Genomic DNA, 26224 nt, shown 5'->3' with positions numbered 1-26224 from the left:
CGGTTATTTTAGGATGTTTTCAAAGTTTCCTTTGTAACATCAACCACTTGCGCTTTCGATCTCTCGTTAGCGGGAGGCGAATTCTACAGCGTTACACGCTGCTGTCAACACCTCATTTCCTGCTTCGATGACTTGAAGCTGACACTGCCGAATAACCATCCAACTCATTGAAACTCAAGGAGTTTTCCGTTTCGACTGCGCCGGAAGTGGGCGAATTATAGGCCGTTAGAATTTTGAGTCAAGAGCTAATTGAGTGACTCTATCAATTAGCCAAAAAACATACTCGAAACGCATATATAGAGGGGTGCTGACGCACCCCTCTATATATAGCTACAACACGCCCGCCTCACGCAGTGCTTTCACCGCCACACTATCGAGCCCCAGCACACGCTCCAGAATCTCTTGCGTATGCTCTCCCAACAAAGGAGGTGCATTGCGGTACTCAACCGGCGTCCCGGACAACCGGATCGGACTCGCTACCTGCGGCACAAGCCCCGCCAACGCATGCGGCAACTGCATCGCAAGCCCTCGCGCCTGGACCTGCGGGTCTGCAAACACCTGCGCCAAATCATTGATTGGCCCACACGGCACACCAACCGCCTCCAATTGCGACACCCACTCAGCCGTAGTCTTGAAGACTGTTGCCTGCCTTATAAGCGGCACCAATACTGCACGATTGGCCACCCGCTGCTTATTACTCACAAAGCGCGGATCATCACCCCACTCAGGCCGACCAGCCACTTCCGCAAATTTTCGAAACTGATTGTCGTTACCCACCGTAAGGATGAAGTCGCCATCAGCCGTAGGAAAATCCTGATAAGGCACGATATTCGGATGAGCATTCCCAAGGCGCTGCGGAGAGACGCCTGTAGTCAGATAATTCATCGCCTGATTCGCCAGACAAGCCACCTGCACATCCAGCAGCGCCATATCAATATGCTGCCCTGCGCCGCCCTCCTGACGATGAGCCAGTGCCGCAAGGATCGCCACAGTCGAGTAAAGACCCGTCAATATATCTGTCAGCGCCACACCGACTTTTACCGGACCCGCCCCCTCATCACCCTCTGGCCGCCCAGTCAAACTCATCAGGCCACCCAAGCCCTGAATCATAAAGTCATAACCGGCCCGCTTGGCGTATGGCCCGGTCTGACCGAACCCGGTGATCGAGCAGTAGATCAACCGGGGATTCAAAGCCTTGAGCGACGCATAGTCCAGCCCGTAGGCCTCCAAACCACCAACTTTGAAATTCTCGATGAGGATGTCGGACTTCGCAGCCAGTTCACGCACCAGCCGCTGACCTTCAGGCTTGGTGAAATCAATTGTGACCGACTGCTTGTTGCGGTTCGCCGACAGGTAGTAAGCAGCCTCCCCGGTGCTTTCCCCGTACGCATCCTTAAGGAAGGGCGGCCCCCAGGCGCGCGTGTCATCACCATTGCCGGGGCGCTCGACCTTGATCACCTCGGCTCCCAGGTCAGCAAGTATCTGCCCCGCCCACGGCCCGGCGAGAACCCGCGACAAATCCAACACCCGCAAATGCGATAAAGCACCCATGAGCCGAGCTCCTGTTAATAGAACGCCTGAAGACCGGTCTGAGCACGCCCAAGAATCAAGGCATGCACGTCATGCGTCCCCTCATAGGTGTTCACTACTTCCAGGTTGACCAGGTGACGCGCCACCCCGAACTCATCAGAGATACCGTTGCCGCCCAACATGTCGCGCGCCATCCGCGCGATATCCAGCGACTTGCCGCACGAGTTGCGCTTCATGATCGATGTGATCTCGACCGCCGCAGTGCCTTCGTCCTTCATCCGCCCCAGACGCAGGCAACCTTGCAACGCCAACGTAATCTCGGTCTGCATGTCAGCCAGTTTTTTCTGAATCAACTGAGTCGCAGCCAAAGGCCGCCCAAACTGATGGCGATCCAGTGTGTACTGACGCGCGGTGTGCCAGCAGAACTCAGCGGCACCCAACGCCCCCCATGAAATGCCGTAACGCGCCGAGTTGAGGCACGTAAAAGGCCCCTTCAGACCGCGAACATCCGGAAAAATATTCTCTTGAGGCACGAATACGTTATCCATGACGATTTCGCCCGTTATCGATGCACGCAAACCAACCTTGCCGTGAATCGCAGGCGTGCTCAGACCCTTCCAGCCTTTTTCCAGAACAAAGCCACGGATATCGCCCTCATCATCCTTGGCCCACACCACAAACACATCGGCGATCGGGCTGTTGGTGATCCACATCTTGCTGCCCGTCAGGCTGTAGCCGCCATCCACCGAGCGAGCACGAGTAATCATCGCCCCCGGGTCGGAACCATGGTTCGGCTCTGTCAGACCAAAGCAGCCAATCCATTCGCCCGAAGCCAGCTTGGGCAGATACTTTTGCTTCTGCGCCTCAGTACCAAACTCATTGATCGGAACCATCACCAGAGACGACTGCACACTCATCATTGAGCGATAACCCGAGTCGACCCGCTCTACTTCACGGGCAATCAGACCGTAGCTGACATAGTTCAGCCCACTGCCGCCGTACTGCTCAGGAATCATCGCCCCCAGCAACCCCGTTTCACCCATCTCACGAAAGATCGCCGGGTCGGTCTTCTCATTACGGAAAGCCTCAAGCACACGCGGCGCCAGCTTGTCCTGAGCAAATTGCTCAGCGCTGTCGCGCACCATGCGCTCCTCTTCAGTGAGTTGCTGATCCAGCAACAGTGGATCAATCCAGTTGAAGCTTGCTTTACCCGCCATCAGAGAACCCTCGTGAAATAGATCAAACGTCGTGGCCCGATCCTAGGCCGCCCTTAATAGAAGGACAAACGAGGATTACGCACCCTGTTGTGATAATTTCTCACTCTGTAACTAATAAAAAAGCCGTTTTCGACCGTCTTTAGTGAGGAAGCTGTACATGCGCCGCAAAATCCCCAGCACCACAGCCCTGATCAGCTTTGAGGCAGCGGCGCGCCACGAAAGCTTCACCAAGGCCGCACAGGAACTATCCCTCACTCAAGGGGCCATTTGCCGACAGATCGCCAGCCTCGAAGACTTCATCGGCGTGGAGCTGTTCAGACGCTCCAGACGCGGGGTAAAGCTGACCGAAGCGGGCCTTTCCTATAGTCGGAGGGTTGCAACCCAACTGGACGCAGTAGAACGGGACACGCTATCCGTCATGGGCCAACAAGGGGCCAATACCATTGAACTGGCCATCGTACCGACCTTCGGCACCCAATGGCTGTTGCCCCGCCTGAAGGACTTCCAGCAACAACACCCGGACGTCACGGTCAACCTGACCAACCGCACACGCCCCTTTCTGTTCGCCGACACCGACTTTGATGCCGCCATCTACTTCGGAGATGCCGACTGGTCCGGCACATCGTCATTCCGCCTGATGGGCGAAAACCCGGTTCCGGTGTGCAGCCCGTCATTACTGGGCAAAGACCTGCAGCTGAGTGCACAAACCCTCGCAGAACTCCCACTGCTGCAGCAAACCACCCGCCCCTACGCCTGGCGGCAGTGGTTTAACGCAGAGGACATAAATGTACCCCGCGACATGACCGGCGCACGCTACGAGCTGTTCTCGATGCTGGCCCAGGCCGCCATGCACGACATGGGGGTCGCCCTGATTCCGCCTTTTCTGATTCAACGCGAGTTGGCCGAAAAGCGCCTGGTGATTGCCAATGAGCGACCACTCTCCAGCACCAAGGCTTACTACCTGATGATCCCGGAGCGCAAAATTGAATCCGCCTCCCTGCAAGCCTTCCGCGACTGGCTGATCAAGCAGGCCGCTACTTACAGCCAGTCCTGACGCCACGCATCGTCCGGACAAACTATGTAGCGACACCTAAAAAGGCACTACATATATAAGCAAATGTCGCTATTTTGCATCCGTTACTTTTGTCTAACTGGACAATGCTGAAGGCAGTAACCACGCGGCCTGCAGGGTATTTCCGAAAGTTATGCACCGATAACCAAAAGAAATCTGAAAAATACTCAAAAAACACCTCAAATCATTACAAGCCATGTATTTAAAGGGCTGTAGCCGACCCTTGCGACATTCGGTCACTGCATGACTTGTAGTTAAAATCTCGTCACCCTCCAGAAGTTCTTGAAGGCCCAAAAAATCGACGGCAGAATGCCCCGCCCCACCTGCATTCAGGTGAGGTCGTGCTGATCGGCCGCCCCAGATGCACCATCCGTAGTGCGCTGGCTTTCTTATAAAAGATCACGCAGGAGATATGACGTGCACATTGGTGTTCCTCTCGAAACCCAAACGGGTGAAACGCGGGTTGCTGCAACCCCGGAAACCATCAAGAAGCTGATCGGCCAAGGCCATAAGGTGACTGTCCAAACTGGCGCGGGTGTTAATGCCAGCGTTATCGACAGTGCCTATGAAGCTGCAGGTGCGACTATTGGCAGCGCCACAGATGCATTCAGCGCCGAGCTGATTCTGAAAGTCGTCGCCCCCAGCGACAGCGAACTGGCCCTGATCAGTAGCGGCACCGTACTGATTGGCATGCTCAACCCGTTCAGCAATGAAACCATTGCCAAACTGGCCGAGCGCGGGATCACCGCTTTCTCCCTTGAAGCCGCCCCGCGTACATCCCGTGCGCAAAGTCTTGATGTGCTGTCATCCCAAGCCAACATTGCCGGTTATAAAGCCGTCCTGGTCGCTGCTCACCACTATCCGCGCTTTATGCCGATGCTCATGACTGCCGCAGGGACTGTGAAAGCCGCCCGCGTACTGATCCTGGGTGCCGGTGTGGCGGGTTTGCAGGCGATTGCTACCGCCAAGCGCCTGGGTGCCGTCATCGAAGCGTCGGATGTGCGCCCTGCCGTTAAAGAGCAGATCGAATCCCTGGGCGCCAAATTTGTTGACGTACCCTACGAAACCGACGAAGAACGCGAATGCGCCGTCGGCGTCGGCGGCTACGCCCGACCAATGCCTGCCAGCTGGATGCAGCGCCAGGCACTGGCCGTTCACGAACGCGCCAAGCAGGCCGACATTGTCATCACCACTGCATTGATTCCGGGCCGCAAGGCACCTGTGTTGCTGAGTGCAGAAACCGTCGCGCAGATGAAGCCCGGCTCGGTGGTTATCGATCTTGCCGCGGCCCAGGGTGGCAACTGCCCGCTGACCGTCGCCGATCAGGTCGTGGTCGAGCACGGGGTGACCATCGTCGGCTACACCAACCTGCCTGCCATGGTTGCCGCAGACGCCTCCGCGCTCTATGCCCGCAACCTGCTGGACTTCCTCAAGCTGGTCTTCACCCCTGAAGGACAGTTCCAGATCAACCTTGAAGACGACATCGTCGCCGCGTGCCTGATGTGCCGCGACGGTCAAGTTGTGCGCAAAAACGGCTGAGGATAAAAACAATGGAAGAGCTCATCTCCCCCGGTATCTACAACCTGATCATCTTCGTGCTGGCTATTTATGTCGGTTATCACGTGGTCTGGAACGTAACCCCGGCACTGCACACCCCGCTGATGGCCGTAACCAACGCCATCTCCGCCATTGTGATCGTGGGCGCCATGCTTGCCGCCGCGCTGACTGTCACGCCACTGGGTAAAACCATGGGCACCCTGGCGGTCGCACTGGCAGCCGTAAACGTATTCGGTGGATTTTTGGTCACCCGGCGCATGCTGGAAATGTTCAAGAAAAAAGCACCTAAAGCCAAAGAAGAGGTGCGCAAGCCATGAGCATGAACCTGGTTACTGTTCTTTATCTGGTTGCATCTATTTGTTTCATTCAGGCACTTAAAGGCCTGTCGCATCCAACCACTTCACGTCGCGGCAACTTCTTCGGCATGCTGGGCATGGGTCTGGCGGTCATTACCACCGTCGGCCTGATCTACAAATTGGGCGCAGAGATTGCGACCGCCGGCATCGGCTATGTGATTGTCGGCCTGCTGGTCGGCGGTACAGCTGGCTCGATCATGGCCAAGCGGGTCGAAATGACCAAAATGCCTGAACTGGTCGCCTTCATGCACAGCATGATCGGCCTCGCAGCCGTATTTATTGCCATCGCTGCCGTGGTAGAGCCGCAATCGCTGGGCATCGTCAAACATCTGGGCGACGCCATCCCTGCCGGTAACCGTCTGGAACTGTTCCTGGGCGCGGCCATTGGTGCAATCACCTTCTCCGGCTCGGTCATCGCCTTCGGCAAGCTCTCGGGCAAATACAAGTTCCGCCTGTTCCAGGGCGCACCGGTGCAGTTCAGCGGCCAACACAAACTGAACTTGGTACTGGGCCTGGCCACGCTGGCACTGGGCATCACCTTTATGCTGACCGGCAACCTCAATGCGTTTGCATTGATGCTGGCTCTGTCATTCGTGCTGGGCGTGCTGATCATCATCCCGATTGGCGGCGCCGACATGCCGGTCGTGGTCTCGATGCTTAACAGCTACTCCGGCTGGGCGGCTGCCGGCATCGGCTTCTCGCTGAACAACTCGATGCTGATCATTGCCGGCTCGCTGGTAGGTTCTTCGGGTGCGATCCTGTCGTACATCATGTGCAAGGCGATGAACCGCTCGTTCTTCAACGTGATCCTTGGCGGCTTCGGTGGCGCAGTGGATACGGCAGGTCCGGCGGGCTCGAAAGAAGCGCGCCCGGTGAAGTCCGGTTCGGCTGACGACGCCACGTTCCTGCTGATGAATGCTGACACCGTGATCATCGTCCCGGGTTATGGCCTGGCCGTGGCACGGGCTCAGCATGCACTTAAAGAGCTGACCGAGAAGCTGACCCATCGCGGCGTAACCGTGAAGTACGCCATTCACCCGGTGGCGGGTCGCATGCCCGGCCATATGAACGTACTGCTGGCCGAGGCAGAAGTGCCTTACGACCAGGTGTTCGAGATGGAAGACATCAACTCCGAGTTCGGCCAGGCCGACGTGGTGCTGGTACTGGGCGCCAACGACGTGGTCAACCCGGCAGCCAAGAACGATCCAAAATCGCCGATTGCAGGCATGCCGATCCTCGAAGCCTATAAAGCCAAAACCGTCATCGTCAACAAACGCTCCATGGCCAGCGGCTATGCCGGTCTGGATAACGAGTTGTTTTATCTGGATAAAACAATGATGGTCTTCGGCGACGCGAAGAAAGTTATTGAAGATATGGTTAAAGCGGTCGAGTAACATCCCCGCCACTGCAACACCGAGAACCCCGGCGCTGAATTGGCCGGGGTTTTTCTATTTATAAAGAACCCGACCAAAGGCTCTAAATCGGCCGCTGGCATTCGACCATGGTAGCGGGACGCAAGGCTCTGAAAATGAATAGACTGCGCCTCTTGCTTCCGTTGCCCGAGATAACAATCCATGTACCGTGAACGTATTCGCCTAAATTCCCTACACGATAAGGTCATGAGCGCCGCAGAAGCCGCCGCCCTTATCAAAGACGGCATGACCGTCGGCATGAGCGGTTTTACCCGTGCCGGCGAAGCCAAGGCCGTCCCTCAAGCATTGGCCGAACGCGCCAAGCTGTCGCCGTTGAAAATCACCCTGATGACCGGGGCCAGTCTGGGCAACGACCTCGACAAGCAATTGACCGAAGCAGGCGTACTGGCCCGGCGCATGCCGTTCCAGGTCGACAGCACCCTGCGCAAGGCCATTAACGCCGGCGAAGTGATGTTCATCGACCAGCATTTGTCCGAGACCGTCGAGCAACTGCGCAACAAGCAACTGCCCCTGCCGGACATCGCCGTTATCGAGGCCGTCGCGATTACCGAGCAAGGCCATATTGTTCCAACGACCTCCGTCGGCAACTCCGCCAGCTTTGCGATTTTCGCCAAACAGGTGATCGTCGAAATCAACATGGCGCACAACCCGAATCTGGAAGGTCTGCACGACATCTATATTCCGACCTACCGCCCGACACGCACACCGATTCCGCTGGTGAAAGTCGACGACCGCATCGGCAGCACCGCGATCCCGATACCGCCGGAAAAAATCGTCGCCATCGTGATCACCAACAAGCCGGACTCACCGTCCACGGTGTCCGAACCGGACAGCGAAACCGACGGTATCGCCTTCCACCTGATCAACTTCCTCAAGCAGGAAGTTGCAGAAGGCCGCATGTCCAACAACCTTGGTCCGCTGCAAGCAGGCATCGGCAACATCGCCAATGCGGTAATGTGCGGCCTGATCGACTCACCGTTCGAAAACCTGACCATGTACTCCGAAGTACTGCAGGACTCGACCTTCGACCTGATTGACGCCGGCAAGATGAGCTTTGCTTCGGGCAGCTCAATCACCCTGTCCAGCCGTCGCAATGCGGACGTGTTTGGCAACCTTGAGCGTTACAAGGACAAACTGGTACTGCGCCCGCAGGAAATCTCCAACCACCCGGAAATAGTCCGCCGCCTGGGCATCATCGGGATCAATACCGCGCTTGAGTTCGACATCTACGGCAACGTCAACTCCACCCACGTTTGCGGCACGCGGATGATGAACGGCATCGGCGGTTCGGGCGACTTCGCGCGCAACGCACACCTGGCAATCTTCGTTACCAAATCGATTGCCAAAGCCGGTGCGATCTCCAGCGTTGTGCCAATGGTCAGCCACGTCGACCATACCGAGCACGACGTCGACATCCTGGTCACCGAACAGGGTCTGGCTGACCTGCGCGGCCTGGCCCCGCGCGAGCGTGCTCGCGTCATCATCGACAACTGCGTACACCCTGACTTCCGTGAAGCGCTGAATGACTACTTCACCAAGGCCTGCGCAATTGGCGGCCACACACCGCATATCCTGCGTGAAGCCCTGAGCTGGCATATCAACCTGGAAGAAACCGGGAAAATGCTGCCGTAACACCCGTTCTAGACAGCCGCTGACAAACACACAGTTTTTCCGGCGGCTTTTTTAGGCATGAATTTCATAAAACTGTACTACTGTACCGGTCAATTACCCCTCACTCCCAGCCTTCTCTGTGCCGAAAACGCCAATTTCGCACCACTACAGTGCAGACAGGTACAGTTGTGCTCTTTTCTGGCCGTACAGCCCCCATAAACAGTTAACTGGCCCATCGCAATACAGTTGAACTGTATCTACTGCATCTAGACATGGAAGAGGATCATTGGCATCAGTTAAACCACTAGCCAATGCCGCCACAAGCGGAAGGATGCCGTCATGGAACGTACACTCAGTTCCGATCTGTTCAGCGAAAGCAACACTGTAAACACCCAGGCTTCCATGCCTTTGCGCGTACTTGCCAACCTGATGTTGTGGCAGCGCCGTATCTCCAGCCGCCATCAACTGGCTCGCCTGGACTCGCGTCTTCTGGCTGATGCCGGGATTAGCGAAGCACAGCGTTACGAAGAGCTGAGCAAGCCGTTCTGGCGCTAATGAGCGCTCGCTGGCCCTGACCACCGGTCCACTGCCAGCACCCAGAATTGAAAAACCAAAACCCGTCGCGGGTCACCGCTGACGGGTTTTGTCGTTTCCGGCACCTGGTTTAGAGCACGACGATGCCAACAGGTACAATTTGATAAAACCACAATTTATACCAGTACAGTTGCTCTATTGCCTGATCCAGAGCACTTGGCTTGCTCAAATAAGTAAAACGACCTTTGCTCTGCACACGCCTGCGCCTACTATTCGAGCCATAAACGTCTATTTTAATAAGCTCATGTTCTGGAGTATCACCATGTCCACTCTTCGCCTGCTTAGCGCCACCGCCTTGCTGACCCTTGCTGCAAGCGCCAATGCCTCCAGCTTTATCGTCACCACAGATGCTCTGGTAAACGCCCTCAAAGCCACGTCTGACCTGACGTCCGATGCCACCGGCTCATTCCGCGACAATAAAATCGTTCGTGCCGCCCGTGACGACGCTGCCAGCTTTGTTGCCAGCGAAGGAACCATCCGTGGCGTAAAACTCGAAAGCGCATTCGAAGCCATCCGCCAGCAAGCACCTCAGTTGCAAGCCACCGATGCCCAACTGGCTCAGGCCATCCTGACCATCTAAGCCAGCAGAAACCTTGTAGTCGCTGCCTCACGCTGCGATAGATTGCACAGCGCGCCCTGCCTTGAATAAAGAACCAAGGCCCTGCGGTCCTTACCGCAGCCTTCGCCAGCGACTACAAACCCCCGCCTCCCGCTGGCTCTACCCCGGCCATTACGCTAGCCTTGAGCCTCATTCAAACAGCCTCGAGACCCATGCGTTTTTCCTCTTTAGCTCTGCTTGTACTCTGCTGGACACACACCGCCCATGCCTTTGACCTGACCACGCAGAATGTGGTGCTCAGTGGCTACGTCACCAGTAAAGTGACGTCCGCGCCTTTTGATCACAAACTTATACGTGCCGCCCAGGATGATGCTGGCGTCTTTATTGCCAGTGACGGCCAACTGCGAGGCGCGCAGCTGGAATCTGCCTTGCGCTATCTGCGCCACCATCAGCCAGAATTGAGTGTCAGTGACCTTGAACTGGCAGAGGCAATTCTCGTCCAATAAACACCCGTGTCTTCTGGAGATATTTCATGCGTAGCCCTTTAATTGTCGCCACCCTGGGTCTGTTGCTGCTCGCCGATGTGGCGCAGGCTCAGACCGTTGTACAGACCAGTAACATCATCGTCCGCGCTTTTGGCCGAACCATCGACTTCACGTCGGACACCACCACCTCAATCCGCGACTCCAAAGTTGTGCGCGAGGCACATGACGACGCAGCTACCTTCGTTGCCAGTCAGGGTGACATCCGCGGTGCGCAGCTTGAGTCTGCCTTCAACACCCTGCGCGACCGTGTACCCGAAGCACGCAATGCCAGCGACCAGGTCCTTGCCGAAGCCATCCTCGCACTGTGAGCCGGCTAACGCGCTGGCTCGCCGTTTGTGGCCTGCTGCTTGCCAGCAGCGCCCAGGCCGCCTTGCATCTGCAACTCAAGACCGAAGGCCTGAGCCCGGCCGAACAGCAGGCCAGCCAGGCTCTGCTGGACGAAGCCATGCAGAGCTTGCCACCGCGTTTTATCGAGCAACTGGATCGGCAGATACTGGTGGGCTGGACCGATAACATGCCAAGCAACGCCTACGGCCAGGCGTCGCTGGTGTCAGAACTGGACCTCAATCGCAATCTGCTGACCGCGCTGACCGATGGCTCGGCAGCGACCCAACAGACCAACCGCCCCCACGGCACCGTGCGCCGGGAAATGCTCGCGACCGTGTTGCACGAACTGACGCACATCTACGACCGCGCCCGCCTCTGGCCCGCCGCAGAGCGCAGCCTGATCCAGCGCTGCACCCGGCAAAGCAGCAGCTCCGGGATCATTGGTCTGCCCGATCAATGCCGCGGTCAGACCGAACGCCGCTTTACCCTCAGTGATGACCCGCGACTGCTCGACCTGGCTGGCTGGCAGCAATATGTCGGGCGCCGTGGCGAACGCGAACAAGACAACCACCAGATCGTACGCAGCCCGGACCTTTACGAAGTCACCAACCCCAAAGAGTTCGTGGCGGTCAACATGGAGTACTTCCTCCTGGACCCGGCCTACGCCTGCCGTCGCCCTGCGCTCTATCGCTACTACAAGGAACATTTCGGCTGGGCCCCCACGGCCACGGACGAATGCCCCAAAGGCTTCGCCTTCCTCAATGCCGGCAACGACTTTGCCAAACAACCCCTGGGCACCGTCGACCCCGAGCGGGTCTACGCCGTCGACTACCTGCTGGCCGAAGCCAACCAGGAGTGGGCCAGCCGCTGGGGCCACAGCATGCTGCGCCTGGTGATCTGCGCCCCCGGCCGCCCGCGCGGTCCCGACTGCCGGCTCGACCTGCAAGAACACCTGGTCCTGTCCTACCGGGCATTCGTCAATGACGTACAGCTTTCAAGCTGGGACGGCCTGACAGGGGCCTACCCGTCACGGCTGTTTGTATTGCCACTGGCCCAGGTCATCGACGAATACACCAAGACCGAACTGCGCAGCCTGGCCTCGGTGCCGCTCAAGTTGAGCCGCCCTGAAATCGAAGAAGTGGTTGAGCACGCAGCCGAGATGCACTGGAGCTACGACGGCAACTATTACTTCATCTCCAACAACTGCGCGGTGGAAACCCTGAAACTGCTGCGCAGCGGTAGCGACAATAGCCAGCTCAAGGGCCTGGACAGCATCGTGCCCAATGGCCTGCTTGAAGTGCTCAAGGCGCGCGGGCTGGCCGACACCAGCGTGCTGGATGATCCGAAAGAGGCCCTGCGCCTGGGCTACCGGTTTGACTCCTACCGCGACCGCTATCAGGCGATGTTCGACGTGCTCAAAAGCCGTATGCCGATCAAACAGACCACAGTCGAAGACTGGCTGGCCCTGAACGCCGACGAACGCCGACCCTGGATCGAACAGGCTGATCTGCGCTCAAGTGCAGCACTGCTATTGCTTGAGCAAGCCAGCTTTCGTCGGCAACTGCTGCTGGCCCAGGACGAGGTCAAGCAAAAGTACCTGGGCGCACGCGGGCTAAAGGATGGCGGCATGGATAAAGCCAATAAAACGCTGCAGGAAATTCTCGCCAGCAGCGGCTTCCTCAGCCGTCCGGCCGAATTGCTCGGCAGCAGTGGTTATGGCCTGCCGCAAGCCAGGGAGTGGGAAATGCTCGAATCCGAAAGCAGCCAGCGCCAGCAGCAACTACTGCGCCTGACCACTGACCTGGACCAGGAAGTACGCAAGCTGCTTGAACCTGCCCGGGCCGCAGAAATTGCGGCCACCGAAGCCAACGTCAAACAGATTGGCGAGCACTTGCGGGCTATTCATAAAGCGTCGGGCGGGTTGCAACTGCCCTGATTCCCCCCTGTAGGAGCGAGCTGTTTTCAGCCACGCTGAAGAGCTCGCGAGCAAGCTCGCTCCTACAGGATTTGCCAGGCATGCATCTTACGCACCCGGCACAAAGTGCTTCTGAGCGGTGCCGTGGGCGATCAGGCGCGAGAGGTAGTTCATCTTTTGGGCATCCTGATCGACAAAGCGGAATGTCAGTTGCAACCAGTCACTGTCTGGCCTGGGCTCGTAAGCCACGATGGCATGCAGATACCCGTTCAGACGCGCAACCTCGGCGTTCTCGCCCTGCTCCAGGTCCAGCACTGCGCTGGCCAATACCTGTGGCAGCACTTCACCGCGTCGCACCACCAGCAGCGCCTCCTTAAGGCTCAGCGCCTTGATCACGCACGCCTGTGTACCGCTGGCCAGGCGCAGTTGCCCTTGACCCCGGCCTGTCGGGGTCTGAACCGCAGGCTTTGGTGCCGCCGCCACCGGACGCGCTACGGGAGCCGGCGAGACCACCTGGGCCTTGCCACCGGTCAATGCATTCAGCGAATCATTGCCCAGGGCGCTGCCCAACCGGGCCGGCGTACTGCTCATCGCGGCATCCAGCAAACCTGCCCTGGCAAAAGCCTTCTTCACCTTGGACAGCAATTGCTCGTTGGTGAAGGGCTTGCTGACGAAGTCTGACACCCCGGCCTGAATCGCCTGGATCACGTTCTCCTTGTCACCCCGGCTGGTGACCATGATGAACGGCAGTGTTCTCAGGTGGTCCTGTTCGCGGCACCAGGTCAGCAGCTCCAGACCGGACATCTCCGGCATTTCCCAGTCGCACAGCACCAGATCGAAAGTCTCGCGGGTCAACAAGGCCTGGGCTTTTCGGCCGTTGACGGCGTCTTCGATCCTGATGCCCGGAAAATAGTTACGCAGGCAGTTTTTAACCAGATCGCGAATAAACGACGCGTCATCCACCACCAGCACACGGGCCTTGCTCATCAGCTGCTCCTTTAAGATCCTGACAATCATGCGCGCAATAATGGCCATGCGCCACGATCGAGGGCTATCCCGGCGGCATTATCGTTGGCAAAGCGCCTGGAATATGAATGCCGAAAAGCAAAACGCCCGGCTCTTGGCCGGGCGTTTTTTTATCTCGGGCAATCTTATTTATCGTCAGGCGACTGCACAACATTAGCGTTATCAGCGCCGATGCCTTCAACTTCTTCGCGCATACGCTTGAGGCCCATGTGCCGCACGTCGGTGCCGCGCACCAGATAAATCACCAGCTCGGAGATATTGCGCGCGTGATCGCCAATACGCTCCAGCGAACGCAGGACCCAGATGATGCTCAGCACTCGCGAGATCGAACGCGGGTCTTCCATCATGTAAGTGGCCAATTCACGCAGTGCGGTCTTGTACTCGCGGTCGATGATTTTGTCGTACTGGGCGACCGACAGTGCAAGGTCAGCATCGAAGCGGGCAAACGCGTCCAGCGCATCGCGCACCATGTTGCGCACCTGATCGCCAATATGCCGCACCTCGACATAACCACGCGGTGCCTCGCCTTCTTCGCACAGCTGAATGGCACGGCGAGCGATCTTGGTCGCTTCGTCACCGATGCGTTCCAGGTCGATCACTGACTTGGAGATACTGATGATCAAGCGCAGATCAGATGCGGCCGGCTGACGACGGGCCAGAATGCGCAGGCACTCTTCGTCGATATTGCGCTCCATCTGATTGATCTGATCGTCAATCTCGCGCACCTGCTGCGCCAGGCCCGAGTCGGCCTCGATCAACGCCGTGACGGCATCATTGACCTGTTTCTCGACCAGGCCGCCCATCGCCAGCAAGTGACTGCGTACGTCTTCGAGTTCCGCATTGAACTGCGCGGAAATGTGATGGGTGAGGCCATCCTTTGAAATCATGTTTTGCTCCGCAGAAGCTGTGAGCCGCACGCTAGAAGCGGCTAGCCAAATGTGTCGTGTCGTCGAGCTGCCTTACCCGCAGCGCAAACTAGCCATACCGGCCCGTGATGTAGTCTTCGGTCTGTTTCTTGGCCGGGTTGGTGAACAAGGTGTCGGTGTCACCGTACTCAACCATCTTGCCCATGTACATGAACGCGGTGTAGTCCGAAACCCGGGCGGCCTGCTGCATGTTGTGGGTCACGATCACGATGGTGAACTTGGACTTGAGCTCATAGATCAGCTCTTCGACTTTGAGGGTCGAGATCGGGTCGAGTGCCGAGCACGGCTCATCGAGCAGCAGAACTTCAGGTTCCACTGCGATGGTACGGGCAATCACCAGACGCTGTTGCTGACCGCCGGACAAACCCAGCGCCGACTCGTGCAGACGGTCCTTGACCTCGTCCCACAGCGCCGCGCCCTTGAGCGCCCACTCAACCGCTTCGTCGAGCACGCGTTTTTTATTGATGCCCTGGATCCGCAGGCCGTAGACCACGTTTTCATAGATGGTCTTGGGGAACGGGTTGGGCTTCTGGAACACCATGCCGACGCGGCGACGCAGCTCGGCCACATCCTCGCCCTTGCGGTAAATGTTATTGCCGTACAGGTTGATCTCGCCTTCGACACGGCAGCCGTCCACCAGATCGTTCATCCGGTTGAAGGTGCGCAGCAGCGTGGACTTGCCGCAGCCCGACGGGCCGATAAACGCCGTCACCCGTTGCTTGGGGATGTTCAGGCTGACGTCGAACAGCGCCTGTTTTTCACCGTAGTAAAGATTCAGGCCCGGCACTTCAATGGCGACGGCTTCGTCAGCCAGGTTCAGGCTCTGCTTGCTGCGACCCAGGGCTGACATGTTGATGCCGTGGGTAGGGGATTCATGCTGCATGGGTTGCTCCATACGCTAAAAATTCATTTCGCTTACCTCTGGCCGCTTATCAGGGCCAGAGGTTTACATGATTATTGTGGGAGCCGGCTTGCCGGCGATCCGGACAACGCGGTGTACATCTGAACCGTCGCGATACCATCGCTGGCAAGCCAGCTCCCACATGACCCTTACGTGTATCAATCAGCTTTCCAGCGCCTTGTACTTCTCGCGCAGGTGGTTACGGATCCACACCGCCGACAGGTTAAGCGTTGCGATCACCAGTACCAGCAGCAGCGCGGTGGCGTACACCAGCGGGCGGGCGGCTTCGACGTTGGGGCTCTGGAAGCCCACGTCATAAATATGGAAGCCCAGGTGCATGATCTTCTGGTCAAGGTGCAGGTACGGGTAGTTGCCGTCCAGCGGCAGCGACGGCGCCAGCTTGACCACGCCCACCAGCATCAGCGGCGCCACTTCACCGGCCGCACGGGCCACGGCGAGGATCATGCCGGTCATCATGGCCGGGCTGGCCATCGGCAACACGATCTTCCACAAGGTTTCGGATTTGGTGGCACCCAGCGCCAGCGATCCTTCGCGAACGGTGCGTGGAATACGCGCCAGCCCTTCTTCAGTGGCCACGATCACCACCGGTACCGCCAGCAGTGCCAGGGTCAGCGAAGCCCACATCAGACCCGGCGTACCGAAGGTCGGCGCAGGCAATGCTTCAGCGAAGAACAACCGGTCAACCGAACCGCCCAGTACATACACAAAGAAACCCAGACCAAACACGCCGTACACAATGGCCGGGACCCCTGCCAGGTTGTTGACCGCAATGCGGATCACCCGGGTCAGGGTGTTTTGCTTGGCATATTCACGCAGATACACCGCCGCCAGCACACCGAACGGCGTCACGATCACGGCCATGATCAAGGTCATCATCACGGTGCCGAAAATCGCCGGGAAGATCCCGCCTTCGGTGTTGGCTTCACGCGGGTCCTGGCTGAGGAATTCCCAAATGTTGCTGAAATACATCCCCAGCTTCTGCCAGCTGTTCATCGCGTTCGGCTGGTAAGCCTTTACTACCTTGCCGATGCTGATTTCCAGCTCTTTACCATTGGCGTCGCGGGCCGTGAGGCTGTCGCGGTTGAACTGGGCATGCAAGTCACCCAACCGCTCCTCGATGGCCTTGTAACGGGCGTTCAGCTCGGCACGTTCGGACTCCATGTCCGCTTGCGCTTGAGGCGTGAGCTTGCCGTCCAGTTCCAGCTTGCGACCATGCAGGCGGATACGCTCCAGCCCGTAGTTGATCGCGCCGATGTCTTTCTTTTCCAGCTGGCTGAGTTGCGCCGCCAGCTCGTTGATCCGCTTGACCCGGCTTTGCAGCTCTGGCCAGGCCGCCGCACCTTCGGCGACCACCTTGCCGTTTTCTTTCACATTGACCAGGTAGCCGTAAAAGTTGCCCCACTCGCGGCGCTCGATGGCCATCAACTCCGGCGGCTTACTCTGGTTGGTCAGCCACTCACCGACCACCCATGTGAAGTCGTTGCCGTTCAGGTCACGGTTGCCGACCTTGATCAGCTCGCGCGTCATGAATTCAGGGCCTTGATCCGGCACTGGCAGACCGGCGCTTTTCAGCCGTTCGCGAGGCACTTCTTCCTTTTGCACCACTTCGCCGACCAGCACGTGATTGGCATCACCCGGCACGTTGTACTGCGCGTGCACCAGGTCCGCAGGCCAGAAATGACCCAGACCACGTACTGCGATGACCGACAGCAAGCCGATGGTCATGATGACCGCGATGGAAACCGCACCACCGCTGATCCAGACCCCGGGAGCGCCGCTCTTGAACCAACCTTTGAGGGAGTTCTGTTTCACAGACTTCTACCTTCCTTAAAGCGACGAATATTTCTTGCGCAGACGCTGACGAATCAGCTCGGCAACGGTGTTCATGACAAAGGTGAACAGCAGCAGCACCAGCGCCGAGAGGAACAGCACGCGGTAATGACTGCCACCCACTTCCGACTCCGGCATCTCCACCGCCACGTTTGCCGCCAATGTGCGCAAGCCTTCGAACAGGTTCATTTCCATGACCGGGGTGTTGCCGGTGGCCATCAACACAATCATGGTCTCGCCTACCGCACGGCCCATGCCGATCATCAGCGCCGAGAAGATCCCCGGGCTGGCAGTCAGGATGACGACGCGGGTCATGGTCTGCCACGGCGTGGCACCCAGCGCCAGCGAGCCCAGGGTCAGGCCGCGCGGCACGCTGAACACGGCGTCTTCGGCGATCGAGTAGATGTTGGGGATAACCGCGAAGCCCATCGCCAGACCCACCACCAGAGCGTTGCGCTGGTCGTAAGTGATGCCCAGGTCGTGGGAGATCCACAGGCGCATGTCACCGCCGAAGAACCAGGCTTCCATATACGGGCTCATGTACAGCGACAGCCAGCCCACAAACAGAATCACCGGGATCAGGATCATGCTTTCCCAGCCGTCCGGCACCCGCAGGCGGATCGACTCAGGCAAGCGGCTCCAGGTAAAGCCGGCCACCAGAATGCCGATTGGCATCAGCATCAGCAGGCTGAAAATCCCCGGCAAATGGCCCTCTACATAAGGCGCCAGGAACAGACCGGCGAAGAAGCCCAGGATCACCGTGGGCATCGCTTCCATCAGCTCGATCACCGGCTTGACCTTGCGGCGCAGGCTCGGAGCCATGAAGTAAGCGGTGTAGATCGCAGCAGCTACAGCCAGCGGTGCGGCCAGTAACATGGCGTAGAACGCCGCCTTCAACGTACCGAAGGTCAATGGCGCAAGGCTCATCTTCGGTTCGAAGTCAGTGTTGGCCGCCGTGGATTGCCACACGTATTTAGGCTCGTCGTAGTTCTCGTACCAGACCTTGCTCCACAACGCGCTCCAGGACACTTCCGGGTGCGGGTTTTTCAGGGTCAGTGGCAGCAGCTTGCCGCCCTCTTCCACAATGATGCGGTTGGCACGTGGCGACAACGCCATGATGCCCGGGCCTTCAGCAATTTTTTCGACCAGCAGGGTGCGATGCGCCGTGCTGTGGAACACGCCGATCTCTCCGGCAGCGTCCAGGGCCAGGAAGCCTTTGCGACGTTGTTCAGCCGTGATCTCGACAATCGGCGAGGTGCCCATCTGGAAGCTGCGGATGTGCTTGAAGCGTTGCTCGCCATCCGGGTCGCGCGCCATGAACCATTGGCTCAGTCCACCTTTGGAGTCGCCGAAGATCATCGAGATGCCCCCCACCAACTGGGTACTGGCCGTGATCTCGGTCGTTGCGTCGTCCGCCAGCTTGTAGCGCCCGTTAAGGCTCTTGTCGCGCAGGCTGAATACATCGGCTTGCGCCCTGCCGTTGACCACATACAGCCACTGTTGACGCGGGTCGACGTACAGCGCCTTGACCTGCTCGGTCATTTGCGGGAGGTCGATGCGGGTCTCGGAATTCGTGACCTCGCCGGTCATCATGTTTTCTTCGCGAGCCATCGACAGCACGTTCAACTGCGCACCGCTCGAACCCGCCAGCACCAGCGTCGAATCGTTAACGCTGAGGTTCACGTGATCCAGCGCACGGCCTTGGGGGTCGAGCGTAATTGGCGTTTCGCCATACGGGTATTCAATGGCCGGGGTGATGGTCTTTTTGTTATCCGGGTAGGTGACTCTGTAGCTATGACGGAACACCAGTGCCTGACCGTTGGACAAGCCCAGTACCACCACCGGATTACCCGGCTGGTCTTCACCGATCGACGTCACTTGCGTGCCCGCAGGCAACGGCAAGCTAACCCTCGACAGCTCATCGCCGGTCTTCGCGCTGAAGAACAGCACCAGGCCCTTGTCGGATACACGCATGCCGACCTGATTCTGCTCCTCAACGGAGAGCATCAGCGGCTTGCCGGCATCCTGCATCCACACCGGCGTCAGTGCCTGCCTGGCGTTCAGGTCTGCGCCCTGAAACAGCGGGAACACCACATAGCCGAGGAAGAAGAAAATCAGGGTGATTGCGCCGAGTACGGCAAGACCGCCGATAAATACATACCAGCGGGTCAGGTGATCTTTAAGCGCACGGATGCGGCGCTTGCGCTTGAGTTCGGGCGTATTGAAATCAATGCGCTTGGGAGCGGATGTCGTAGTCATTGGGGAATTGGCCAGATCATTCATGCGCACACCCTAGCGGTCCTGTATGACAGAAAGATGACAAAGCAGTGACGCAGAAAATCCGCCGCCCAATGGTGCTGGCAGCGGAGTGGAAATGAGGTGAATCAGGAACGCCTGTAGTCGCTGGCGCAGGCTGCGACGGGCTGCGTAGCAGACCCGTTTTTGAATATCGCAGCCTTCGTCAGCGACTACAGAGCTCTCGTTTATGCGCCTTCTTTCAAGCCCAGGTCAGCCAATGCTTTGGCAGCGACTTTGGCAGGCAGCGGGATGTAGCCGTCTTTCACGACCACTTCCTGGCCTTGCTTGGACAGAACCAGCTTGATGAACTCGGCTTCCAGCGGGTTCAGCGGCTTGTTCGGCGCCTTGTTCACGTACACGTAGAGGAAACGCGACAGCGGGTATTTGCCGTTCAGTGCGTTTTCTTCGCTGTCTTCAATGAACTCGGTGCTGCCCTTTTTAGCCAGAGGCACGGTCTTCACGCTGGCGGTTTTGTAACCGATGCCCGAGTAACCCACGCCGTTCAAGGAGCTGCTGATGGACTGCACCACCGAGGCCGAGCCCGGTTGTTCGTTCACGTTTGGCTTGTAGTCGCCTTTGCACAGGGCTTCTTCCTTGAAGTAGCCATAAGTGCCGGATACCGAGTTACGACCAAACAGCTGAACCGGCTTGTTCGCCAGATCGCCAGTCACACCCAGGTCGCCCCAGGTTTTTACGTCAGCTTTGGCACCGCACAAACGGGTCGACGAGAAAATCGCGTCAACCTGTTCCATGGTCAGGTGCTTGATCGGGTTGTCCTTGTGAACAAATACCGCCAGGGCATCAACAGCGACCGGAATAGCGGTCGGCTTGTAGCCGAACTTCTGCTCGAAGGCAGCCAGTTCGTTGTCCTTCATCTTGCGGCTCATCGGGCCCAGGTTAGCGGTGCCTTCAGTGATCGCAGGCGGTGCGGTCGAAGAACCGGCAGCCTGAATCTGGATGTTCACGTTCGGGTATTCTTTTTTGTAAGCCTCAGCCCACAGGGTCATCAGGTTCGCCAGGGTATCGGAACCAACGCTGGACAGGTTCCCCGACACACCGGTGGTCTTCACGTAGGGCTGAATAGCCGGGTCAACACCAGCGGCAACCGCATTGGCAGTCGCAACGCCAGCGGCAACAAAAGTCAGGGCCGCCATCACACGCTTCAGTTTCATGCCTTACTCCTAGCAAACGGGGTTAGATGAATCGGGGGCCAGTATCTTCAGGCCATGTGACTACTCTATGAACCGATTGTGACAATTGGATGAAAGGCCATCATTGGTTACAAATGATGGCCTTTTAAGGAGAGGCTAAAGATGTGGGGCGACGGGACCAACTCGATCAGCGGCCTTTCTTCCACAGGTAGGCGCCGACCAGCAGCCCCATGGTGCAGATGATTGCCACGTAGTACGCCGGGCCCATCGGGCTTTCTTTAAGCAGCAGGGTCACCGCCATCGGGGTCAGGCCACCGAAGATGGCGTAAGCCAGGTTGTAAGAAAACGACAGGCCGCTGAAACGCACTACCGCCGGAAAGGCTTTGACCATCACATAGGGCACAGCGCCGATGGTGCCTACAAACAAACCGCTCAAGGCGTACATAGGGAACAACCAGTCCGGGTGCTGCAACAGGCTGTGGTAGAAGGTCCACGAGGTGATCAGTAATCCGGCGCATCCCAGTACAAATACTCTGCCCGCCCCAAAGCGGTCGGCCAGTGCGCCCGAAGCAATGCAACCCAGGCTCAAAAACACGATGGCCAGGCTGTTGGCTTGCAACGAAGTCGTTGCAGAGAAGCCATACACGGTTTGCAGAACGGTAGGCGTCATCAAAATGACCACGATGATCCCGGCAGACAGCAACCAGGTCAGCAGCATCGAAACCACAATCGCGCTGCGATGATCACGCAACACGGTCTTGAGCGGCACCTCTGCAGCCAATGCCTTGCGCAGTTGCAACTCGGCGAACACCGGGGTTTCGTGCAACCAGCGCCGCAGATACACCGAGAACAGTCCGAACACACCGCCCATGAGGAAAGGAATCCGCCACGCGTAGTCGGCTACCTCAGCCGGGGTGTAGATCGTGTTGATCGCAGTGGCCATCAGCGAACCGAGCAAAATACCCGCCGTCAGGCCACAGGTCAGGGTGCCACAGGCGTAGCCCACATGGCGTGGCGGTACGTGCTCGGCCACAAACACCCAGGCGCCCGGCACCTCACCACCAATCGCCGCGCCCTGAATCACGCGCATCAGCAGCAACAGGATCGGCGCCCACATGCCGATCTGCGCATACGTGGGCAGCAAGCCCATGATTAGGGTCGGCACCGCCATCATGAAGATGCTCAGGGTGAACATCTTCTTGCGCCCCAGCAGGTCGCCGAAGTGCGCCATGACAATGCCACCCAGCGGCCGTGCCAGATAACCGGCAGCAAAGATGCCGAAGGTTTGCATCAGACGTAGCCACTCCGGCATGTCCGCCGGGAAAAACAGCTTGCCTACCACCGTGGCAAAAAATACAAAAATAATGAAATCGTAAAACTCCAGCGCACCGCCCAAGGCAGACAGCGACAAGGTTTTGTAGTCATTACGGGTTAACGGCCGCGATGGCGGTGCAGCACTGGAAGGCTCTGTGATCATGGGGTATTGCTTCTCTTATTAGGCTCGGCAAAATGCTGCAACGAAGCCGGCAGGGGCTGGGCAGGTTTTGAAAGATAACAAATTGTTTACAAAAGCACAGAGCTAGACGCACGCCGTGGTTAAAAAGCAGAATCCGGAGGTCGTCGGCCAAGCCCGTGATCGATATACTCGCTGGCCGCAAGAAACATTTTGAGACTTCTGAGGTTGCTGTGCGAAAACGTCCGCTGGGCATTCACTAGCCGATTTCGCAGAGTTTCCCTTGGCGCGGCTTATGAAGAACGTGACGAACGTAGTATGTTCGGGCTGAATCGTTTTTCTAAAGACGCTTATTCACCCGCAGTACACATGAAGAATCACGGGTCAGAGGCCCTCCGGCATGCTAGAGCTCGAACAGGAAGATCCAATCCCGCAAGGCGACCTGGCCTTGCAAATCACTGCCTTGCCACGTGAAACCAATGGTTTCGGCGATATTTTCGGCGGTTGGCTGGTTTCACAAATGGACCTGGCAGGCACCGCAATGGCCAGCAAGGTCGCCGGTGGCCGCGTGGCCACGGTTGCGATTGATCGCATGGCGTTTCTGGTGCCGGTGGCCGTCGGAGCCCAATTGTCGTTTTACACCCAGGCACTGGAAATCGGCCGTAGCTCGATCCAGATGATGGTTGAGGTGTGGAGCGATGACCCGCTGTCCAGCGAATGGCGCAAAGTGACCGAGGCTGTATTTGTGTTCGTTGCCATTGATGGCAGCGGCCGCACGCGCTCCGTTCCGCCGCGCCGTTAAACCTCGCCGCGCTTTGCCTGTCTACTGCTGCCCTAGCCACTGAAATAGAGAGCCTGCCATGCACCACATAGAGTCAGTCACCCTGGATGAACTGGAGTGCTGGCACTTCCAGCATGGTCAGGCCCAACTGTTGATCGCCAAACAGGGCGCGCAGGTACTCAGTTATCAGATTGGCGATGAGCCTCCGATCATCTGGCTCAACGAAAAAGCACAGTACAAAGCAGGCAAAGGCATCCGCACCGGTGTCCCCGTGTGCTGGCCGTGGTTTGGCAACTTTGAACGCAACCCGCAAAGCGTGAAGGCCATGCGTCAGTCTGACGAGCCGGCAACGGCCCATGGCCTGGTACGTACCCGAGAGTGGGAAGTGCTGGAGATCGATGATGCCGGCGAAGCCTTGCATATTGAGCTTGGCTTGCCCCAGATCGAAGGCGGCCTGCCCGGCTGGCCACACGATGTAGCACTGACCCTGAGCATTCGCCTGGACACGCAACTGCACATCAGCCTCACCAGCCATAACCGCAGTGACATTCCGGTGAGCATCAGCCAGGCGCTGCACAGTTACTTCGCCGTCAGCGACGTGCGCAAGGTGCATGTTGAAGGGCTGGACGCACTGACCTATATCGACACGCTGCAAGACTGGAAACAGATCCGCCAGAACGGCGATTTGACCTTCAGCGGCGAAACCGACCGCATCTACCTCGACGCCCCGCAACAGCTGAGCATTGTCGATCCCGACTGGCACCGCAGCCTCCAGCTCACCAGCCGCGGTTCACGCACGGCGGTAATCTGGAACCCGTGGATCGAGCGGGCCAGGCAGTTTGACGACATGGCCGATGATGGCTGGCAGCGCATGCTCTGCATCGAAACCGCCAACGTGATGGATGACGTCATTACCCTGGAGCCGGGGGCGAGTCATACGCTGGGTGTGAGCATTGCGAGCAAACGCCTGAAACCCTGAACCTGTAGGAGCGAGCTTGCTCGCGAGCTTTTTAAACAGCTCGCGAGCAAGCTCGCTCCTACAGTTAGGTTGCGACCCCCTTACAAATCCGCTTCAACCACTACCCGCACCTTGCTCGCGTCCAGCGCATAGGCTGCATCCGCCAGGTCATTACTGACCGTCTCAACCTTCAGCGTACCCATCACCCATAACGGCGTGTAGATGTCGTCCAGCTTCAAGCCTTTGGGGTAGCGCACCAGTACCAGCTGATTAGGCGGCGGTGGCGGTACATGGATGCAGGCGCCCGGGTATGGCACCAGGAAAAACAGGGTGCTACGCCCCTTGGCATCGGTTTCCAATGGCACGGGATAACCGCCCAGACGGATGTTTTTACCGTTCATGGCAGGCACAGTTTTGCTGGAATACATCACCGCCGGCAGGCCTTTGCTCTGCTTCAAACCACCCTTGGCGGTAAACGTACCATTGGCCTCGGGCGAGTCATGGTCGATTTCGGGCATTTGTTCGAGGGCTTTTTGATCCGACTTTGGCATCAGGTCGAGCCAGTCGGTTTCGGGCAGTTCTGCCGCATGTACCAGGCCACAGCCCAGCAAAAGAAAAGTCAGTAGAAAACGGCGCATGAAAGGCTCAATAAAAGAGGGATTAAAACGCCGGGTATTCTAGCCCTCTCTGCGTCTGACGCAGAGAGAACCCAAGCGTCTTGTCAGCTCTTTTTCGACACCATGCCGTAGATCACCAGCAGGATAACCGCACCGACCACCGCACCAATAAAGCCGGCACCCTCACCTGCCTTATAGATACCCAGTGCCTGGCCGCCGTAAGTTGCTGCCAGCGAACCGCCGATACCCAACAGGATGGTCATGATCCAGCCCATGCTGTCGTCACCCGGTTTCAGGAAACGGGCCAGCAGGCCAACGATCAAGCCGATAAAAATGGTTCCGATGATGCCCATGGACGCTTCCTCTCTGTAGATGGCGTAGACCCAAGCCTAGTCAGCACTTTGGGATCACGCCATCAGAGAGTGGCGGGCATCGAATGGTTCCCGCCAATTAACGATTTACGCCTGATCGATCAACGCTTCAACGCGCTGAATTTGCGCTTTGAGCGTGGCCATGTCCGCACAGCGCAGATTGGCGTGACCCACCTTGCGGCCGACCTTGAAGGCCTTGCCGTAGTGATGCAAATGGCAGTCGGCAATCGCGATCACCTTCTCAACCGGCGGCACGCTGCCAATAAAGTTGAGCATTGCGCTCTCACCGACTTTGGCCGTCGAACCCAACGGCAAACCGGCAATGGCCCGCAAATGGTTTTCGAACTGGCTGCACTCGGCGCCTTCAGTGGTCCAGTGCCCGGAGTTGTGTACACGCGGAGCAATTTCGTTGGCCTTGAGGCCACCGTCGACTTCAAAGAACTCGAACGCCATCACGCCGACGTAATCGAGTTGCTTGAGCACGCGGCTGGAGTAGTCTTCTGCCAGCGCTTGCAACGGGTGATCGGTGCTGGCGACGGACAGCTTGAGAATGCCGCTGTCGTGAGTGTTGTGAACCAGCGGATAGAACCGGGTCTCGCCATCACGACCGCGTACAGCGATCAGCGACACTTCGCCAGTGAAGGGTACAAAACCTTCCAGCAGGCAGGCGACACTGCCCAGCTCGGCAAACGTACCCTCGACATCGGCCGCAGTGCGCAGCACTTTCTGGCCCTTGCCGTCATAACCCAGGGTGCGGGTTTTGAGCACTGCCGGCAGACCGATGCTGGCCACCGCGGCGTCCAGATCCGCCTGGGACTGGATGTCGGCAAAGTCCGGAGTCGGAATCCCCAGATCCTTGAACATGCTCTTTTCGAACCAGCGATCACGGGCGATGCGCAGCGCTTCGGCACTCGGATACACCGGTACGAATTGCGACAGGAATGCCACGGTCTCGGCCGGAACGCTTTCGAACTCAAACGTCACCAGGTCGACTTCATCGGCCAGTTGGCGCAAATGATCCGGGTCGCTGTAGTCCGCACGCAGGTGTTCACCCAGTGCAGCTGCACAGGCATCAGGGGCCGGGTCGAGGAAAGCGAAGTTCATGCCCAGCGGAGTGCCCGCCAGAGCCAGCATGCGGCCCAGTTGGCCGCCACCGATTACACCGATTTTCATCG

The 26224-nt window shown here is 58.1% G+C and carries 24 protein-coding genes; 12 read left to right on the top strand and 12 right to left on the bottom strand.

From position 1 onward, the window contains the following. Window positions 1-330: 330 nt before the first annotated feature. A complete protein-coding gene (locus ACP7BO_RS20390; protein WP_397455257.1) occupies window positions 331-1551 on the bottom strand; it encodes a CaiB/BaiF CoA transferase family protein in 1221 nt (406 codons plus the stop codon). A gap of 14 nt (window positions 1552-1565) precedes the next feature. Next, complete coding sequence (locus tag ACP7BO_RS20385) at window positions 1566-2747, bottom strand: acyl-CoA dehydrogenase (protein ID WP_003438163.1); 1182 nt, start codon at window positions 2745-2747, stop codon at window positions 1566-1568. A gap of 157 nt (window positions 2748-2904) precedes the next feature. Here ACP7BO_RS20385 and gcvA point away from each other — a divergent pair, with 157 nt between their 5' ends. The 10 genes from gcvA to ACP7BO_RS20335 all read left to right on the top strand — a co-directional run bounded on the left by gcvA (window position 2905) and on the right by ACP7BO_RS20335 (window position 12737). Further along, window positions 2905-3801 carry a transcriptional regulator GcvA gene (gcvA, locus tag ACP7BO_RS20380; protein WP_426212352.1) on the top strand — a complete coding sequence of 299 codons (897 nt, stop codon included), beginning with the start codon at window positions 2905-2907 and terminating at the stop codon, window positions 3799-3801. A 435-nt stretch (window positions 3802-4236) separates the two neighbouring features. After that, window positions 4237-5358, top strand: a complete 1122-nt coding sequence (locus ACP7BO_RS20375) for a Re/Si-specific NAD(P)(+) transhydrogenase subunit alpha (protein ID WP_397455259.1) — start codon at window positions 4237-4239, stop codon at window positions 5356-5358. 11 nt (window positions 5359-5369) lie between these two features. Then, the gene (locus ACP7BO_RS20370; RefSeq protein WP_003438157.1) at window positions 5370-5693 is read left to right on the top strand and encodes an NAD(P) transhydrogenase subunit alpha; all 324 of its coding nucleotides are present in this window, start codon (window positions 5370-5372) and stop codon (window positions 5691-5693) included. Beyond that, window positions 5690-7126, top strand: coding sequence for an NAD(P)(+) transhydrogenase (Re/Si-specific) subunit beta (locus ACP7BO_RS20365; RefSeq protein WP_426212350.1), 1437 nt, complete (start codon window positions 5690-5692; stop codon window positions 7124-7126). Before ACP7BO_RS20370 ends, ACP7BO_RS20365 begins: the two co-directional genes overlap by 4 nt. Before the next feature lie 180 nt (window positions 7127-7306). Continuing rightward, the gene (locus tag ACP7BO_RS20360; protein ID WP_060696279.1) at window positions 7307-8797 is read left to right on the top strand and encodes an acetyl-CoA hydrolase/transferase family protein; all 1491 of its coding nucleotides are present in this window, start codon (window positions 7307-7309) and stop codon (window positions 8795-8797) included. Window positions 8798-9115: 318 nt separating this feature from the next. Further along, on the top strand, window positions 9116-9331 hold the full coding sequence (locus ACP7BO_RS20355) for a DUF1127 domain-containing protein (protein ID WP_060696280.1): 216 nt from the start codon (window positions 9116-9118) through the stop codon (window positions 9329-9331). 301 nt (window positions 9332-9632) lie between these two features. Continuing rightward, on the top strand, window positions 9633-9950 hold the full coding sequence (locus tag ACP7BO_RS20350; RefSeq protein ID WP_073509865.1) for a DUF2388 domain-containing protein: 318 nt from the start codon (window positions 9633-9635) through the stop codon (window positions 9948-9950). A 191-nt stretch (window positions 9951-10141) separates the two neighbouring features. Continuing rightward, window positions 10142-10435, top strand: a complete 294-nt coding sequence (locus ACP7BO_RS20345; RefSeq protein ID WP_073509866.1) for a DUF2388 domain-containing protein — start codon at window positions 10142-10144, stop codon at window positions 10433-10435. Window positions 10436-10461: 26 nt separating this feature from the next. Continuing rightward, on the top strand, window positions 10462-10782 hold the full coding sequence (locus ACP7BO_RS20340; RefSeq protein WP_397455261.1) for a DUF2388 domain-containing protein: 321 nt from the start codon (window positions 10462-10464) through the stop codon (window positions 10780-10782). After that, complete coding sequence (locus ACP7BO_RS20335) at window positions 10779-12737, top strand: DUF4105 domain-containing protein (protein WP_397455262.1); 1959 nt, start codon at window positions 10779-10781, stop codon at window positions 12735-12737. The genes ACP7BO_RS20340 and ACP7BO_RS20335 overlap by 4 nt, the downstream gene beginning before the upstream one ends. A gap of 87 nt (window positions 12738-12824) precedes the next feature. Here ACP7BO_RS20335 and ACP7BO_RS20330 read toward each other — a convergent pair whose 3' ends face one another. The 7 genes from ACP7BO_RS20330 to ACP7BO_RS20300 form a co-directional block, all read right to left on the bottom strand. Then, window positions 12825-13703, bottom strand: coding sequence for a response regulator (locus tag ACP7BO_RS20330; RefSeq protein WP_426212345.1), 879 nt, complete (start codon window positions 13701-13703; stop codon window positions 12825-12827). Between the two features lie 164 nt (window positions 13704-13867). Next, entirely contained in the window at window positions 13868-14629 is a 762-nt protein-coding gene (gene phoU / locus ACP7BO_RS20325) for a phosphate signaling complex protein PhoU (RefSeq protein ID WP_060696292.1), read from the bottom strand. Window positions 14630-14717: 88 nt separating this feature from the next. Beyond that, window positions 14718-15551, bottom strand: coding sequence for a phosphate ABC transporter ATP-binding protein PstB (gene pstB, locus ACP7BO_RS20320; RefSeq protein WP_060696293.1), 834 nt, complete (start codon window positions 15549-15551; stop codon window positions 14718-14720). A 180-nt stretch (window positions 15552-15731) separates the two neighbouring features. Continuing rightward, window positions 15732-17402: a phosphate ABC transporter permease PstA gene (pstA, locus tag ACP7BO_RS20315; RefSeq protein WP_060696294.1), complete on the bottom strand. Its 1671-nt coding sequence runs from the start codon at window positions 17400-17402 to the stop codon at window positions 15732-15734. A 15-nt stretch (window positions 17403-17417) separates the two neighbouring features. Then, window positions 17418-19451 carry an ABC transporter permease subunit gene (locus ACP7BO_RS20310; RefSeq protein ID WP_426212361.1) on the bottom strand — a complete coding sequence of 678 codons (2034 nt, stop codon included), beginning with the start codon at window positions 19449-19451 and terminating at the stop codon, window positions 17418-17420. A gap of 452 nt (window positions 19452-19903) precedes the next feature. Then, complete coding sequence (locus ACP7BO_RS20305) at window positions 19904-20890, bottom strand: phosphate ABC transporter substrate-binding protein PstS (protein WP_060696296.1); 987 nt, start codon at window positions 20888-20890, stop codon at window positions 19904-19906. A 166-nt stretch (window positions 20891-21056) separates the two neighbouring features. Then, window positions 21057-22346, bottom strand: coding sequence for an MFS transporter (locus ACP7BO_RS20300; protein ID WP_397455272.1), 1290 nt, complete (start codon window positions 22344-22346; stop codon window positions 21057-21059). A 376-nt stretch (window positions 22347-22722) separates the two neighbouring features. On the opposite strand from ACP7BO_RS20300, the gene ACP7BO_RS20295 reads away from it, so the two are divergent. Continuing rightward, window positions 22723-23124 carry an acyl-CoA thioesterase gene (locus ACP7BO_RS20295; RefSeq protein ID WP_003438129.1) on the top strand — a complete coding sequence of 134 codons (402 nt, stop codon included), beginning with the start codon at window positions 22723-22725 and terminating at the stop codon, window positions 23122-23124. 58 nt (window positions 23125-23182) lie between these two features. Further along, window positions 23183-24082 (top strand): D-hexose-6-phosphate mutarotase, encoded by a 900-nt coding sequence (locus ACP7BO_RS20290; RefSeq protein ID WP_426212341.1) that lies wholly within the window; start codon window positions 23183-23185, stop codon window positions 24080-24082. 80 nt (window positions 24083-24162) lie between these two features. Here ACP7BO_RS20290 and ACP7BO_RS20285 read toward each other — a convergent pair whose 3' ends face one another. The 3 genes from ACP7BO_RS20285 to ACP7BO_RS20275 form a co-directional block, all read right to left on the bottom strand. Beyond that, on the bottom strand, window positions 24163-24699 hold the full coding sequence (locus ACP7BO_RS20285) for a DUF3299 domain-containing protein (RefSeq protein ID WP_397455274.1): 537 nt from the start codon (window positions 24697-24699) through the stop codon (window positions 24163-24165). Between the two features lie 83 nt (window positions 24700-24782). Beyond that, a complete protein-coding gene (locus ACP7BO_RS20280; protein ID WP_060696300.1) occupies window positions 24783-25031 on the bottom strand; it encodes a GlsB/YeaQ/YmgE family stress response membrane protein in 249 nt (82 codons plus the stop codon). Window positions 25032-25136: 105 nt separating this feature from the next. After that, window positions 25137-26222, bottom strand: a complete 1086-nt coding sequence (locus tag ACP7BO_RS20275; protein ID WP_060696301.1) for a 5-(carboxyamino)imidazole ribonucleotide synthase — start codon at window positions 26220-26222, stop codon at window positions 25137-25139. Window positions 26223-26224 lie beyond the last annotated feature (2 nt).

The sequence above is a fragment of the Pseudomonas sp. TWR2-1-1 genome (assembly GCF_049897045.1).
Classification (GTDB): Bacteria; Pseudomonadota; Gammaproteobacteria; order Pseudomonadales; family Pseudomonadaceae; genus Aquipseudomonas; species Aquipseudomonas versuta.
Note: the sequence above shows the minus strand (reverse complement) of the source record. Positions and strands in the feature narration are given on the sequence as shown.